The 15,964-nt window shown below is 63.2% G+C and carries 12 protein-coding genes and 1 pseudogene; 9 read left to right on the forward strand and 4 right to left on the reverse strand.

What is annotated here, in order from left to right:
- Positions 1–68 precede the first annotated feature (68 nt).
- From ugpC to ABZ728_RS19050, 5 genes are all read left to right on the forward strand, one after another.
- On the forward strand, positions 69–1,169 hold the full coding sequence (gene ugpC / locus ABZ728_RS19030; RefSeq protein ID WP_366657872.1) for a sn-glycerol-3-phosphate ABC transporter ATP-binding protein UgpC: 1,101 nt from the start codon (positions 69–71) through the stop codon (positions 1,167–1,169).
- 41 nt (positions 1,170–1,210) lie between these two features.
- Positions 1,211–2,323: a mannitol dehydrogenase family protein gene (locus ABZ728_RS19035; RefSeq protein WP_366657873.1), complete on the forward strand. Its 1,113-nt coding sequence runs from the start codon at positions 1,211–1,213 to the stop codon at positions 2,321–2,323.
- 135 nt (positions 2,324–2,458) lie between these two features.
- A complete protein-coding gene (locus tag ABZ728_RS19040; protein WP_366657875.1) occupies positions 2,459–3,376 on the forward strand; it encodes a cation diffusion facilitator family transporter in 918 nt (305 codons plus the stop codon).
- A gap of 99 nt (positions 3,377–3,475) precedes the next feature.
- Entirely contained in the window at positions 3,476–4,225 is a 750-nt protein-coding gene (locus ABZ728_RS19045; RefSeq protein ID WP_366657876.1) for a sulfite exporter TauE/SafE family protein, read from the forward strand.
- Positions 4,226–4,324: 99 nt separating this feature from the next.
- Entirely contained in the window at positions 4,325–5,749 is a 1,425-nt protein-coding gene (locus tag ABZ728_RS19050; RefSeq protein ID WP_366657878.1) for a M20/M25/M40 family metallo-hydrolase, read from the forward strand.
- Between the two features lie 173 nt (positions 5,750–5,922).
- On the opposite strand, the gene ABZ728_RS19055 is transcribed toward ABZ728_RS19050, so the two are convergent.
- The 4 genes from ABZ728_RS19055 to ABZ728_RS19070 form a co-directional block, all read right to left on the reverse strand.
- Complete coding sequence (locus ABZ728_RS19055; protein WP_366657879.1) at positions 5,923–6,792, reverse strand: hypothetical protein; 870 nt, start codon at positions 6,790–6,792, stop codon at positions 5,923–5,925.
- A gap of 41 nt (positions 6,793–6,833) precedes the next feature.
- Complete coding sequence (locus ABZ728_RS19060) at positions 6,834–6,962, reverse strand: hypothetical protein (protein WP_366657880.1); 129 nt, start codon at positions 6,960–6,962, stop codon at positions 6,834–6,836.
- 477 nt (positions 6,963–7,439) lie between these two features.
- Complete coding sequence (locus ABZ728_RS19065) at positions 7,440–8,057, reverse strand: ABC transporter substrate-binding protein (RefSeq protein WP_366657881.1); 618 nt, start codon at positions 8,055–8,057, stop codon at positions 7,440–7,442.
- A gap of 165 nt (positions 8,058–8,222) precedes the next feature.
- Entirely contained in the window at positions 8,223–9,266 is a 1,044-nt protein-coding gene (locus ABZ728_RS19070) for a VacJ family lipoprotein (protein WP_366658096.1), read from the reverse strand.
- 393 nt (positions 9,267–9,659) lie between these two features.
- On the opposite strand from ABZ728_RS19070, the gene ABZ728_RS19075 reads away from it, so the two are divergent.
- The 4 genes and pseudogenes from ABZ728_RS19075 to ABZ728_RS19090 all read left to right on the forward strand — a co-directional run bounded on the left by ABZ728_RS19075 (position 9,660) and on the right by ABZ728_RS19090 (position 15,953).
- Complete coding sequence (locus ABZ728_RS19075; protein WP_366657882.1) at positions 9,660–10,664, forward strand: metalloregulator ArsR/SmtB family transcription factor; 1,005 nt, start codon at positions 9,660–9,662, stop codon at positions 10,662–10,664.
- Positions 10,657–11,619: a methylenetetrahydrofolate reductase [NAD(P)H] gene (gene metF, locus ABZ728_RS19080; RefSeq protein WP_366657883.1), complete on the forward strand. Its 963-nt coding sequence runs from the start codon at positions 10,657–10,659 to the stop codon at positions 11,617–11,619. The genes ABZ728_RS19075 and metF overlap by 8 nt, the downstream gene beginning before the upstream one ends.
- A 53-nt stretch (positions 11,620–11,672) precedes the next feature.
- Positions 11,673–15,412: pseudogene (gene metH / locus ABZ728_RS19085) on the forward strand (methionine synthase).
- Between the two features lie 166 nt (positions 15,413–15,578).
- Entirely contained in the window at positions 15,579–15,953 is a 375-nt protein-coding gene (locus ABZ728_RS19090) for a DUF1622 domain-containing protein (RefSeq protein ID WP_366657884.1), read from the forward strand.
- The last annotated feature ends 11 nt before the right edge of the window (positions 15,954–15,964 follow it).

Consider the following 15,964-nt stretch of genomic DNA (forward strand, 5'->3'; position numbering starts at 1 on the left):
GCTTGTTTATCAATAATCATAATGATATCGATACTGCAACGGAAAAAATCGCTGAGGGAACGCCTGCTATGGCTCGGATCGAACTGGAAGAGGTCGTCAAGATGTATGGCGACCTGGAAGCCATCCACCGCGTTTCGCTGGATATCCAGGACCACGAATTCATGGTGTTCGTCGGACCGTCCGGATGTGGCAAGAGCACCCTGTTGCGCATGATCGCGGGGCTGGAGACGATCAGCGACGGCGAAATCCGCATCGGTGGCAAGGGTGTGAACGCGCTGGAGCCGCGCTATCGTGACATCGCCATGGTCTTCCAGGATTACGCGCTCTATCCGCACATGACGGTGCGCGACAATCTGATCTTCGGGCTGAAGATCCGTGGCGCCTCGGCGGCGGAAAAGGACGATCGCCTGAAAGAGGTTGCTGACATCCTGCAGATCGGTGAGTTGCTGGACCGCAAGCCGGGGCAGCTTTCCGGCGGTCAGCGCCAGCGTGTCGCCATGGGCCGCGCGATCGTGCGCCGTCCGTCGGCATTCCTGTTCGACGAACCGCTGTCCAATCTCGATGCCAAGCTTCGCGTCGATATGCGCATGCAGATCAAGCGACTGCACAGCCTGCTCAGCACGACGACCGTCTACGTCACCCACGACCAGGTCGAGGCGATGACCCTGGCCGACCGGATCACCGTGCTGCGCGACGGCTATATCGAACAGGTCGGCACGCCGGCCGAGCTTTACGCCAACCCCGTGAACCTGTTTGTCGCCGAGTTCATCGGCTCGCCGTCCATGAACTTCTTCGACGCGACCTATGTGAACGAAGGCGGCAAGGCCGAGATCGTCGCCGGCGATGGGCTGCGCTTTCCGTCCACGATCGGCGGCCGCCGGAACGGATCGCCAGTCGTTGTCGGCATCCGCCCGGAACATCTGGAACCGCCGCGATTCGGCGAGGCCGATCAGCCAATCCAGTGCAACGCCAAGGCTGTTCTGCTGGAGCCGTTGGGTTCCGATACCATGGCGCTGTGCCAGACCCACGGCCTGGATATCATGGCGCGCCTGACGCCCGGCCGGGTGTCAGGTCCGGGCGATCAGGTCGATCTGACCATCGATCCCCGGCAAGTGCACCTGTTCGACCCCGCGAACGGCATGCGCCTGACGGCGGAAAGCTCCGTCTAGGTGCTGGAGGCGATCGCTGGGCCAGGAAAAGGAGCCCGACAATGAGTAACGCGCCGGTCACCATTCTTCAGTTCGGCACCAGCCGTTTCCTGCAGGGGCATGTGGATCTGTTCGCCGCCGAAGCCGCCGGGGAGGGACAGGATGTCGGCCGCATCGCGGTGGTCCAGTCGACGTCCTCGCCGCGAAGCACGCGGCGGGTCGAGGCGCTGAACCGCGAAGGCGGCTATCCGGTGGTCATTCGCGGCAATGTCGGCGGCACGGCGGTCGACCGGGAGGTGACGGTGGACAGCATCGCCCGGGCCTATCAGGCAGCGACTGACTGGGCCGCGATCGAACACCTGTTCATCACCGATATCCGTTACGTCGTCTCCAACACGGGGGACAGCGGTTATGCCCTCGATTCGGCGGACGGGCCGAAATCGGCAGTGCCGACGAGTTTCCCGGCCAAGCTGTTGCGCCTGTTGCAGCGCCGGTTCGAGGCCGGCGGCGCGCCGCTGACGATCATGCCCTGCGAACTGATCAATCGGAACGGCGATACGCTGCGCGGCATCGTCTCTGGTCTCGCGGAGGACTGGGGCCTGGGCGGTGCTTTCACCGACTGGCTGGCCAAAGACTGTCTTTTCGTCAACTCGCTGGTCGACCGGATCGCGTCGGAGGCCATCGAGCCGGTCGGCGTCGTGGTCGAGCCTTATGCCCTCTGGGCCGTCGAGCACCAGCCGGGCCTGGTCCTGCCGTTCCGGCACCCGGCGGTCGAAACTGTCGACCAACTGCTGCCATACGAGCGCCTCAAGCTGTTCATCCTCAATCTCGGCCATACGGTGCTGGCCGATCGGTGGCTGACAGACGGGCGGCCGGCCGATGAAACGGTGCGCGCGGCCTTGGGCGACGACAGCGTGCGCGCCGAACTGGACACTATCTATGACGCCGAGGTGCTGCCGGTTTTCGCCGCGCTGGGCATGGGCGATCAGGCCGCAGCCTATCGCCGGACGGTGATGGTGCGGTTCCTGAACCCGTTCCTCGACCACCGCCTTGCCGACATCGCAGGGAACCACGCCGACAAGAAAGAGCGCCGGATCGCACCCCTCATCGCGCTGGCTCGTGACGTCTGCCCCGATCTGCCGGTGCCCGGGCTGGAGAGTGTGCTCGGCCGGTGACGTGGCGCCTGGTGGCCCCGGGTGGCGCACTCGGCCCGGTATTTGGTCGGTCGGGCGGAATACGATGCTTGCGCATCGGTATCAGCGGCGGGACAGTGACCGCGAAGGCCACTCGGAAATCCGTAAGGCAAACCCATGGATACCCATGACCATCACGGGCACCTTGACCCTGACGCTGGCGATCGGCGCGTCTTTCTGGCCGTTGCGGTCAATCTCGGACTGACGATCGTTCAGGTCGTGGGCGGTGTCGTCGCCGGCAGCCTCGCCCTCATCGCCGATGCGCTCCATAATTTCTCCGATGCGATATCCCTGATTATTGCTTTTGCCGCCCGAAAGATCGCGCGGCGGCCCGCGGATTCGTCGATGACCTTCGGTTATGGCCGGGTGGAGATCGTGGCCGCGCTGGTCAACTACACAACGCTGATCGTAATCGGCCTCTATCTGGTGTATGCGGCGGTCGGACGGTTCATTGACCCGCCGGACGTCGACGGATGGCTGGTCGTTGCCATAGCTGCGGTGGCGCTCGCCGTCGATGCCGTCACGGCCCTGCTGACCTTCGCATTGTCGAAGCAAAGCATGAATATCCGGGCCGCATTCCTCCACAATGTCGCCGACGCGCTTGGATCTGTGGCGGTCATCGTGGCCGGCACGTTGATCCTGCTTTACGACTGGCGGCTCATCGACCCGCTCGTGACGTTGCTGATCGCGGCTTACATCCTTTGGCAGTCCTTCTCGCAGGTCGGGCCGGTCATCCGCATCCTGATGCTCGGCAGTCCGCCCGGCATCGACACCGAAAAAGTCGTTGCCAGGATCGCAACCATCCAGGGTGTGTGCGATGTCCACCACGTCCATTTCTGGCAGATGCAGGAGCACGAGAACGCCGTGGATGCGCATCTGGTCATCGAGGATGGGGCGTGGGTGCAGGCCGACACCATAAAGCAGCAGGCAAAGGATCTGCTGCACCGCGAGTTCGGCATCGGCCATGCCACGATCGATCTCGAGCGCGCCAGCGGCGCCTGCACGGGCGTCCAGACCTACGGGCATGTCGGCTGAGACGCGGCCGGTTCTGCCGTGCGCTTGAGGCGAGCCTTCCTTCGAAGGGCACGACCCGCTATACGGCAGTAGGTTTCGGAAGGTGAGGCGGAAAGATCCATGGATTTCGGTACGGCCGCAATCGTCGCGGCAACCTTTCTCGTGGCCGGTATGGTCAAGGGCATAACCGGCATGGGATTGCCGACGGTGGCCATGGCCGTGCTGGGTACGCTGCTGTCGCCGGTGGTCGCGGCCGCGATGCTGGTCGTACCGACTTTCATCACCAATATATGGCAAATGGTCGTCGGCCCCAGCCTCGGGGCGCTGGTCGCCCGGCTCTGGCTGATGATGATCTGCATAACTCTTGGAACCCTGCTCGGTGCCTGGATGCTGACCAGCGGCTCTGCCGACGGGACGATGCTGGCGCTGGGCGTCATCCTGTCGGTCTATGCCATCGCCAGCCTGCTGAAATGGGAACTGACCATTCCGCCCCGGCTGGAGCGGCGGCTGTCTCCGGTTATCGGGCTGGTTACGGGTGTCATCGGTGGCAGCACCGCCGTCTTCGCGATTCCCGTGGCGCCATATCTGCAAGGACTGGGGCTCGGCAAAGACGACCTGGTTCAGGCATTGGGGCTATCGTTCACCGTCTCGACGATCTCGCTGGCGATCGGGCTGGGATGGGGCGGGGCGTTCAATGTCGGCATGGCGGGTGCTTCGGCGCTGGGCGTCGTCACGGCCCTGATCGGTATGACCCTGGGCAAATATCTGCGCGACCGGATTGAGCCGGCCACTTTCCGCCGCTGGTTCCTGATCGGGCTTCTTGTGATCGGCGCCCAGTTGATCCTGCGCGCCGGGCTGGCCATGGCATAGGCGCGACAGGTTACGGCAATCGGCAAGAACTCAATTATTTCCCCGCGGCATGATCGGCGCTAGGGTCTTCGAAGATCACGAACCAGCAGGGCATGCCCCATGACCAACATAGACGCCGTATTGCGCCACCTGGATGCCGATTTCGACGGCGCCGTCGCGCGGTTGACCGAATTCCTGCGAATACCGTCCGTCAGCACCGATCCGGCACGGGCCGGCGAGGTGCGCCGCGCCGCGCACTGGATCGCCGACCAGCTGGCCGCGCTCGATTTTTCGGTGTCATTGGTTGAAACCGCCCGCCATCCCACGGTCATCGCCCAGCATCCGGGCACGCCGGGGGGACTGGACGGCGGGGTTCGGGACGGCGTGCCGCCGCATATCCTCTACTACGGGCACTACGACGTTCAACCGCCGGAACCGCTGGAGGAATGGACGACGGATCCGTTCGATCCGACCATCATTGACGGGCCGCATGGCAAACGTATCGTGGCGCGGGGAGCGGTCGACGACAAGGGCCAGGTCATGACCTTCATCGAAGCGCTGCGCGCCTGGCATGCTGTCCATGGCGGTCCGCCGACGCGGGTGACGGTTCTGATCGAGGGCGAGGAGGAAATCGGCAGCGCCAATCTGGCGGCGACTCTGGAAGCGGAACGAGACCGTCTGGGTGCGGATATCTGTGTCGTTTCCGACACTACCGGCTGGGACGTCGATACCCCCGCCCTGACGACCCGGCTGCGCGGCATGCTCTATACCGAACTCTATGTCGAGGGGCCGGGCCACGATCTGCATTCGGGGCTGTATGGCGGTGTGGCGCCGAACCCGCTGAACGCTCTGACCCGCGTTCTGGGCCGACTGCACGACGACCAAGGCCGGGTGGCGATCGACGGCTTCTATGACGATGTCCGCGATCCCGATCCCGAAACGCTGGCGGCCTGGGCGGCGCTGCCGCAGGACGACGAGGCGGTTATGGCCGAGATCGGGGCCGATGGCCTCGACGGCGAGCAGGGCGTCAGCCGCCTGGAGCGCCTCTGGTCGCGGCCGACATGCGATATCAATGGCATTTCCGGGGGCTATGCCGGGGCCGGATCGAAGACTGTGATCCCGGCGCGCGCGTCCGCCAAGGTGTCGTTCCGCCTGGTGCCTGATCAGGACCCCGACCGCATTCTGGCGGCCTATAAGGTGTTCATCGCCCAGACGCTGCCGTCGGCATGCCGCTGGCGGCTGGAAGTTCATTCGAAGAGCACCGGGGTCGAGGTCGATACCGGGCAGCCGATGATGGCCGCCGCCCGTGCCGCGCTGGAGCAGGTCTATGGCCGTCCGGCCGCCCCGATCGGCTGCGGCGGTTCGATTCCCGTCGTTGGCATGATGCGCCGGCTGCTGGGAATCGACACGATCCTGATGGGCTTCGGGCTTGACGATGACCGCATGCACAGTCCCAACGAGAAGTTCGAACTGCGGGCACTGGCGAACGGGGCCAGGTCGCATGCCGCATTCCTCGGAAAGGTGGCCGAGGGTTCAGGTCTGTAGCTGCTATATGAGCCGGGGGTGAGGAGGCAAACACCAACCCCACCCCGTGGGGCAGGTTCTCATAGTGGCTGCGCCGGGACGTCTACATCACCAGCAGGATGATGATGACGACCAGCAGTGGTGCGCCGAGTAGCCATGCAATGATCGCCAGCATTTTCAGATCTCCTGTCCAGTTATGGTTTACGCCAAGCGGCGAAGCGGCGGAAGGGAACATTCTGGTCGCGATGCTGTCCGCCATAGGTGGCGCTGAAATACGCGACGGCGGCGCTGACGATCATCGTGGCGGCCAGGATGAACGCGGCGACGATTCCGGCGATGCGGGCCTGTTCGATCATGTCGGTCGCTTCCTGACGTGCGGCCTCGACCTGCTCAAGAGCCGAATTCACACCGCTTTCGACTTCAGCCGGGTCAGCGCCGGTTTCCGAGGCGACGAGTTGTATAAGATACTCGCGATCCGCGTCGGAAACCTCACCCTGGCTGACGCTGCGGGCCAGGATCGTGGTGACTTCCTCGCGAGCCTCGGGCGAGACCCGCTCGTCGCCGCCGCTGCGCACAACGAGGCTGGAGAAATAGTCGCCTTGTTCCTCGATGAGGCTGGCGACCGAGCCAGCGGCCGCGCCGGTTGCCGACGCTGCGGCCCCAAGCAGCCCGCCGACGCCACTGGCGGCCATGACGACGGCGATCAGCGTTCCGGCCGCCCAGACAATAACGCCGTGGGCGCCGTCACGGGTCTCGACTTCATCCTCGGTGCTATCCCCGACCCGGCGGCGCAGGCGCCCGGCGATATAGCCGCCGGCGGCAAAGCTGGAAACCGCGACCCAGATGAACCACAATCCGGCGGCAATCATGAGCCACCTCATCGATACGCCTTCGCCCGGTTCCGGCGATGCGAACGACAGCCCGAGGCCGGCACCGAACGTGATCATAATGAGGGAGAACGCGGCGGCGAACACCGCGCCCGCGAAGATTGCTGCCCAGTCTGTATAGGAATGATCGGTCTCAGCGGTTCCCGTCGAGACACTCGGTTGGTTGATTGTGGCCATGGAAACGCCCTCTTGATGGGGTGGAGTCGAATCCGGCGATGTCAGGCCAGTCCGACGAGGGACAGAATGACGAGCACGACCACGACAAGGCCGACGAGATAGATGATGCTGTGCATGGTTCTGGTCCTTGAGTTGCGCTCTGGAATGGGGGGCGGAGCCAAAACCGACACGACGTCAAGGTGCGCTCCGAAAATCGCGCCTGGACAGACAGTGGCTTCAAGGGATGAACGCAGTGCGCTCCGCCGCCCTTACTGCTTCGCCTAACGGACGTTCAGGCGGAAAGGTTCCGGCGGCCGCGCATTTTTAGGCGTAATTCGGCGAATAGCCGTCCGTGCGGTTCGGCGCGTGCGATGCTGGTTTGCGCAGCCTTTTCCCTCATGATCGCCCCGGACGCGCTGCTGAACCGGGACCCCGTGCAGCAACTCCCGATCGGTATAGACCAACCGTGCGCGTCCGTTTCCGGGTCCCCAATCGGTGTCGGGGACGGTTCGGGGTGGGGCGGGGCTGCATCAAATATCTCAATCGTGCAGGACTCGATCAGAGGCCCGAAACGATCAGGAGATGGGAATCTCGGCCGTCCAGCATCAAAACAACGCCATTCATCAAATTCAATCGATGTCGATGCCGGACTTCCATAGCGGCCCCGATCAAGGGCCGGGCGCCACCTGGGTGCGCATACGCTCCAGCAGGGCATCGATGCTGCCCCCGGCCCGCTCGATCACGGAGGAGAACTCCTGTCGCTGGGTCACGCCCATGCTGACGCCTTCGATGATGACGTCGATGATCTGGTGGCCCTGCTCGCGGTCCCGAACGCGCCAAGCGACTTCCGCGGCATCAGGATTACCGGGCTGGCTGACTTCGGTGACGACGATGGTATCGGTTTCGGTCTCTTCGCGGGCGGCGGTGACACGAAAGCGTTCGCCTGAATAGTCGGAAAACCGGCGCGCATAAGTATTTATGACCATTTGCTCGAACAGGCTGACGAAGTCGCGGCGCTGCTCAGGGGTCGCCACGTTCCAGTAGCGTCCAAGGACGAAACGGCCGATGGTCGGAATGTCGAACCCTTCGCGGAAAAGTCGGCCGAATTCGGCGGTCGCCTCGGCCTGGTTCAGGCCGGGGCGGTTGAGGACCGAAAGGACCTCGTCGCCCATGCTCTCGATGAATCGGGCGGCGTCTGAACCCGTGGCTGCGGTCGCTGAACGCAGGAGTCCCGATCCGACAAGGGACAAGACAACGCCGCCAACGCCCATGGCGCCGAGCGACATCACAATGTCTCGGCGAGAGCCTTTGTGTAACGGGCTGTGCTTCGGGGGAAGGGCCGTGGAAGACGGATTGGCAGACTTGGTTGTGGTGTGGGCCATATGCGGGTTTTTCCGTCAAAGTATCCAGTAGGAGCGATGACCGCGCACCCGTCGTGACGTCGATATGCGTCAGTCGGTATCGGCGAGCCAATGAGAAGATGGAAGCGTTGCCTGCTGTCCGTCAAGCAGACTACCGTCCGCTCGTCCCGAAAGTGACGAGGGGGGCGCGGCCGCTGCCGTCTCGCCTTCGGACGGCGCTGCTTCGGAAATGCCGTTTCCGTCGCCGAAATCCTCGAAATCCTCGAATGTCGGCATGGGGGCATTGCTGTCCATGCCATCGCCGCGAATCTTGCGCTCGCGCATCTGTTGGGTCAGGCTACGGACCGTCGCATAGGTGTCGACGGAACTTTCGCGCAATTCCTGGACTTCGTCCAGCACCCGTGACCGCGCATCGACCGCGCCGACTCCCGTTCGCGCGGTGTTCCAGGCCTGGGCGCCTTCGTTCATCAGCACGATACTCACGGGATCGCTGACCGTGTCCACGACCCATCCGACGGTATCGCGCAGATTGGTTGGTCCCAGGAACGGCCGCACCGCGTATGGACCCGGCCCGACTCCCCAGCGGCCCATTGTCTGGCCAAAATCAGCAGACTCATAGGGGTGTCCGGCGGAGGTGGCGACATCGGTAAACCCGCCGAGGCCGAGGGTTGAATTGATGAAGAATCGGGTCGCCGTGGTTTCCGCTGCCGACCAGTCACCCTGCAGCAGATTGTTCGCCAGTGTGACCGGAGTGCGGAGATTGCGCAGAAAGCTGCGCAGATTATTGCGCAGCGGCAGCGGGATAACCGTTTCGTAAACCGTTGCGGTCGGCACCACGATGACGATATCGACCGCTTCGTTGAACGCGAATACGCCTCGGTTGATGGGTTCCAGCGGGTCGTATATTTCGCCGTCCATCCGGCCCGCCATCGCCGGGCCTGTCACTGCTGAATCATTCGAGGCCGCAGGCGCCGTGCTGTCTTCGAACATCGGTGGGCTTGCCGGCGTCTGAGCCGCCGCGGCGGGGGCGACAAGTATCGCCAGGGCAAAGAGCGCCGCCGAGACCGGCAGCCGCACGGTGCCCGATGGCGTGTCTGAAATTGCTGCACATCTATTGGTGCGGGCGGGGCGCATCGTCACGTCGTCGTCTCCGGTCTTGACCCCAGCATCGGTTCGGGCGTTCCCGGGCCGGTGCTGGGTGGTTCATTGGCAAGCTTGTGCATCGTTCCGGGTCGAGCTGCGCGCGGAGCACAACCGCCAGCCGGTTTCGCTTTGGACAACGCCATATCTATACCACCCGACATCGGGCGGAAAGATGGCGCGTCAAGTGCACAACGCGCAAGAGGGCCTGACGTTCCAGTTGGCCCACCCGGACGGCCTTCCCCCCTGGCTTTCATGCGCTTCCCGGCGTTGCATCCGACCGCTGCTTCCTAGCAAGCATAAACATATCTTTATATATGGCTTCATTCTTGTCGGTGCGTGTGTTAGGGTGCGGCGAAGAACGGTCGTCATTGGGACGGTCGAACGGTGACGGCAGGGACCATGGAACGTCTGCTCTTGGAATTGAAAGCGGCCGCCGAGCCGACCCGAATACGGGTCCTGGTGCTTTGTTCGCGCAGCGAACTGTCGGTCAGCGATTTGACGCAGATTCTCGGTCAGAGCCAGCCACGCGTGTCGCGCCACCTTAAACTTCTATGCGATGCCGGTCTGCTGGCCCGTTTCCGGGAAGGCACATACGCGTTCTTCCGCTTGGCCGAGACGGGGCTGGGGGCAAAGGTTGCCCGTGCCCTGGTGGATCTCGTGCCGGCGGACGATCCGACTCTGGCCCTCGATATGGAGCGGCTGGATGCCATCAAACGCAGCCGCGCGGCGTCGGCGGCCAACTATTTCAGCCGCAACGCCCCGTTATGGGATCAGATCAGGGCGCTGCATATCGCCGACAGCGAAGTCGAGGATGTGCTTCGCGACCTGATGCCGCCGGGGCCGGTGGGGACTCTGCTGGATATCGGCACGGGGACCGGCCGCATTATCGAGGTGCTCGGCGATCGGGCAGAGCGGGCGATCGGCATCGATCTCTCGCGCGAAATGCTGGCCGTCGCTCGCGCCAACCTGGAACGAGCCGGCTTCAAGTCGGCGCAGGTACGCCAGGGCGATCTTTATCAGCTGCCCGTCCCGCGCGCATCGGTCGACGTCGCCGTCATGCACCAGGTCCTTCATTATATGGAGGACCCGCTGGACGCGATCGCCGAGGCCGGCCGCGTATTGAAGCCGGGCGGACTGCTGCTGATCGCGGATTTCGAGCAACACACGGTCGAAAGCCTGCGCGAGGAACACGCCCATCGCTGGCTTGGCTTCGATGAGCAGGTTGTGGCCGGGTGGCTGACGGATGCCGGGTTTTCGGCGCCTGACGTGCACCGGTTGCCGGGTACACCATTGACAGTCACGATCTGGGCCGCTCAACGCCAACCGGCGACGGCGCGCCCCATCAACAACGCCACCGTCGAATACGCTGGAGAATTGAAATATGAATAAGATGCTGGACACGTCCTCATCGGCCGAACGGACCTTCACGCGGACTCCGGCGGCCCAGGGTCTGATCTTCGGTCAGGAGCCGTCGGATCGTCTCAAGATCAGCTTCGAGTTCTTCCCGCCGAAGAACGAGAACATGCACAAGACGCTGACCGAAACGGCGGCCAAGCTGCGCGCCCTGTCGCCGGAATTCGTTTCCGTGACCTGCGGTGCGGGCGGATCGGACAGCGCCGGCAAGACGCCGGCGATCTGTGACGAGGTCGGCCGGATCATGGACGTGCCGGTTGCGGCCCATCTGACCTGCGCCTCGGCGCCGAAAGAGGTCGTCGAAGAGGTCGCGCGCAACTACTGGGCCAACGGCGTGCGCCGGATCGTCGCCTTGCGCGGCGACAGCCCGGATGCAGACGGCGTCTATCGGCCCCGTGAAGACAGCTTTGCCTATGCCGACGATCTGGTTCTGGCATTGAAGAAGATTGCCGATTTCGACATTTCGGTGGCCGCCTATCCGGAAACGCATCCGGCGGCGCCCAGCGATCAGTTCGACATCGATCACCTGAAGCGCAAGATCGATAACGGCGCGAACCGGGCGATCACGCAGTTCTTCCTCGACAACAACGACTTTTTCCGTTTCGTCGAAAAGGCGCGGGCCGCTGGCATCACGGTGCCGATCGTTCCCGGCATTCTGCCGATCGTCAATTTCGAACGCGCGGTGAAATTCGCCGGCGCGTGCGGCGCCAAGATTCCGCAGTGGATGACGGACCTGTACGAAGGGCTCGACAAGACGCCGGAGACCCGGCAGATGGTCTCGGCCACAGTCGCGGCTGAACAGTGCCGCCTGCTGCAGGACGAAGGCTTTGACGATTTCCACATTTACACGTTGAACCGGGCGGAACTGCCGATCGCGGTATGCCGGATGCTTGGCGTAAAAGCCGAAGCCCCGGAAATGGCGAACGCCTGAGGGCCACTGACAGGCCCCGTCGACCGCTTCAACAGAAAACGAGCAAATAAGTTATGACGAGAGAAGACCGCCTCAAAGCGCTACGCGCCGCCGTGGGTCAACGTATCCTGGTGCTGGACGGCGCCATGGGGACGACGATTCAATCGTATCATCTGGAAGAGAACGATTATCGCGGCAGCCGGTTCGCCGACTACGACCGGGACGTCAAAGGCAACAACGACCTTCTGACCCTGACGCAGCCGGACATCGTCAAGGAGATTTCCCTGGCCTATCTGGAGGCCGGTGCGGACATCCTGACGACGAACACGTTCAACTCGACGACCGTTTCACAGGCCGATTACGGCATGGAATCGCTGGTCGACGAACTGAACGAGGAGGCCGCGCGGATCGCGCGCGAAGCCGCCGACGAGATGACGGCCAAACAGCCGGACAAGCCGCGCTTCGTGACCGGCGCCATCGGTCCGACCAGCAAGACGACCTCGATCTCGCCCGACGTCAACGATCCGGGGTATCGGGCGACCAGCTTCGACGAGATCGCCACCGCCTACAAGCAGGCCGCCCGCGGTCTGATCAAGGGCGGCGCCGATCTGATCCTGCTGGAAACGATCTTTGACACGCTCAATGCCAAGGCCGGCATTTTCGCGCTTGAGTCGTTGTTTGAAGAACTGGGCATGCGGCTGCCGGTCATGATTTCCGGCACCATCACCGATTTGTCCGGCCGGACGCTGACAGGCCAGACGGTCGAAGCGTTCTGGTTTTCCGTGCGCCACGCGCGCCCGTTCTCGATCGGACTGAATTGCGCGCTGGGCGCCGATGCCATGCGCCCGCATATCGCGGAGCTGTCCCGGATTGCGGACACGGCGGTCTGCGCCTATCCCAACGCCGGTCTGCCGAACGAGTTCGGCGAGTACGACGAAGCACCGGAAACCACGGCCGCGCAACTCAAGGAGTGGGCCGAGAGCGGGCTGGTCAATATCGTCGGCGGGTGCTGCGGCACGTCGCCGGATCACATCCGCGCCATCCATGACGCCGTCATCACCGAGGCGCCGCGCGAGATCCCCGATATTCAGCCCCGCCTGCGCCTTTCCGGCCTGGAACCATTCGAGGTACGTTCATGACCCAGCAAACCGCGACTTTCATCAATATCGGCGAGCGGACGAATGTCACCGGTTCCGCGCGCTTCCGCCGGCTGATCACGGAAGACAACTACGACGAGGCGCTTGAAGTCGCCCGCCAGCAGGTCGAGAACGGCGCGCAGATCATCGACGTCAATATGGACGAAGGGATGCTGGATTCCGAAGCCGCCATGACGCGGTTTCTGAACCTCGTGGCCGCCGAGCCCGACATTGCCCGCGTTCCGATCATGGTCGACAGCTCGAAATGGACGGTTATCGAGGCCGGCCTGAAATGCGTTCAGGGCCGTTCGATCGTCAATTCGATCTCGCTGAAGGAAGGCGAGGAGCAGTTCGTCGAGCAGGCGACGCTGGTCCGGCGCTATGGCGCCGCCGTGGTCGTGATGGCGTTCGACGAGCAGGGCCAGGCCGATACCGAAGACCGTAAGGTCGAGATCTGCAAACGGTCTTATGAAATCCTGACCAAGAAGGTCGGTTTCGCGCCGGAAGACATTATCTTCGACCCGAACATCTTCGCGGTCGCGACCGGCATCGAAGAGCACAACAACTATGCCATCGACTTCATCGAGGCGACGCGGCGCATCCGCAAGGAAATGCCGCTGACCCATGTGTCGGGCGGCGTGTCGAACATCTCGTTCTCGTTCCGCGGCAACGAAGGCGTTCGCGAGGCCATGCACACCGTGTTCCTGTATCATGCCATCAAGGCCGGCATGGATATGGGCATCGTGAATGCCGGTCAGCTCGGTATCTATCAAGAGATCAACCCCGAGCTGCGCGACGCCGTCGAAGACGTCATTCTCAACCGCCGCAATGACGCGACCGATCGCTTGCTGGAACTGGCCGAGAAATACAAGGTCGGCGCCGGTCAGGCCAAGGAGCAGGATCTTGCCTGGCGCGAAGAGCCGGTTGAGAAGCGGCTGTCGCACGCCCTGATCAAGGGCATCACCGACTATGTCGACGAGGACACCGAAGAGGCGCGCCAGAAGGCGGACAAGCCGCTTGAGGTTATCGAAGGGCCGTTGATGGACGGCATGAACATCGTCGGCGACCTGTTCGGCTCGGGCAAGATGTTCCTGCCGCAGGTCGTGAAATCGGCGCGCGTCATGAAGCGCGCGGTGGCGATCCTGACGCCCTATATGGAAGAGGAAAAGCGCCGCTCCGGTGTGGCCGACAAGCCAAAGGGCAAGGTCGTGATCGCCACGGTCAAGGGCGACGTTCACGACATCGGCAAGAACATCGTTTCGGTCGTGCTGCAGTGTAACAACTACGACGTGGTCGATCTGGGCGTCATGGTGCCGAGCCAGAAGATTCTGGACGCCGCCAAGGAAGAAAAGGCCGACATGATCGGTCTTTCCGGCCTGATCACGCCCAGCCTGGACGAAATGTGCACCGTTGCCGCCGACATGCAGCGCCAGGGTTTCACGATGCCGCTGCTGATCGGCGGGGCGACCACAAGTAAGGTTCATACGGCCGTCAAGATCGCGCCGAACTACAATGGCTGCGTCGTTCATGTCGACGACGCCTCGAAAGCGGTCGGCGTGGTGAGCAATCTGCTGTCGGAAACGGCGCGGGACGACTATGCGGCCAGGATCAAGGCCGACTACGACGAGATGCGCGAGAAGCACGCGCGGTCCAACCGTCAGGCCAAGCGCCAGCCGGTGGAAAAGGCGCGGGCGAACAAGTTCAAGATCGACTGGGACAACTACGTGCCGCCACAGCCGGCGCTGAAGGAACAGAAGGTCTTCACCGACTACGACATCGAAACGCTCGCCGACTATATCGACTGGACGCCCTTCTTCCGTACCTGGGACCTCGTCGGCAAGTATCCGGACATTCTGCACGACGAGAAGGTCGGTGAAACCGCGCGGTCCCTGTACGAGGACGCGCAGAAGATGCTCAAGCGCATCATCGACGAAAAACTGTTCAAGCCAGTGGGGACGGTGACGTTCTGGCCGGCGAACACGATCAACGATGACGACATCGAGCTGTATACCGACGACAGCCGGGAAAAGCGTCTGGACGTGCTGCATTGCCTGCGTCAGCAGATGATCCGCAACCGCAACCGGGCAAACTACTCGCTATCGGATTTCGTCGCGCCGAAGGAAACAGGACTGCACGACTGGGTCGGCGGCTTTGCCGTGACGACCGGTCAGGCCGTGCATGATCTGGCCAAGGACTACGAGAAGAAGGAAGACGACTACAACGCGATCATGGTCCAGGCACTCGGCGACCGTTTGGCCGAGGCGTTCGCCGAGCACATGCACGAGCGCGTGCGCAAGGAGTTCTGGGGCTATGCCAAGGACGAGACGCTGGCCAACGACGATCTGATCCGCGAGGAGTATCAGGGCATCCGTCCGGCACCGGGCTATCCGGCCTGTCCGGATCACACTGAGAAGGCGACCCTGTTCAAGCTGCTGGATTGCGAGAACAAGATCGGCCTGAAATTGACCGAGAGCTTCGCGATGTGGCCGGCGGCAGCGGTCAGCGGATGGTATTTCTCGCATCCCGACAGCGCGTTTTTCGGTCTCGGCAAGATCGAACGCGATCAGGTCGAGGACTACGCCGAGCGCAAGGGCATGACGCTGGAGGAAGCCGAACGTTGGCTGTCTCCGAACCTCAACTATAACCCGGCCGAGGTCAGCCGGGAGGACGCGGCGTAACTGCTGTTTCCGTCTGCTCCAACTCCCGGGTGCAGCGCGGCACGAGAGTGACGCGCTGCAGACCCGGGATCGGGTGCGGTAACGTCCCCGGCGTCATTACGGTCGACTGCCGGACTGTCACCCCATAGAATTATCAGCATTGGCCCTGGTGCTTCCTGGAGAGCGGATGCTGCTATACGACGCCATCGAAATCGTGCGCCACATCATCAACGCCATCGGTGCGGCCATCGTGCTGTGGGGGGTGGTGGAGGCGGCGGTGCGTTTCGTGCACGTCCGCTTCAGGCCGACAGACGGGCTGACCTATGGCATCCAGCGGGTGCGCGAGCGGCTGGGCATTCATCTGCTGCTCGCGCTCGATATCTTCATCGGGGCCGATATTCTCGGCACCGTCGCGCATCCGAACTGGACCGGCCTTGGCATTCTTGCCGGCATCGTCGTCATCCGGATCGTGCTGTCGTTCCTGTTGACCCGCGAGATCCAGGAAACGCACGAGGTGCTGCGCGAGCGGGACGAGAACCTGGGTCGGGACGTCGCCGAATAGCCCGGGGCGGG

Origin of the sequence: Fodinicurvata sp. EGI_FJ10296, assembly GCF_040712075.1 — a bacterium.
Lineage (GTDB): Bacteria > Pseudomonadota > Alphaproteobacteria > DSM-16000 > Inquilinaceae > JBFCVL01.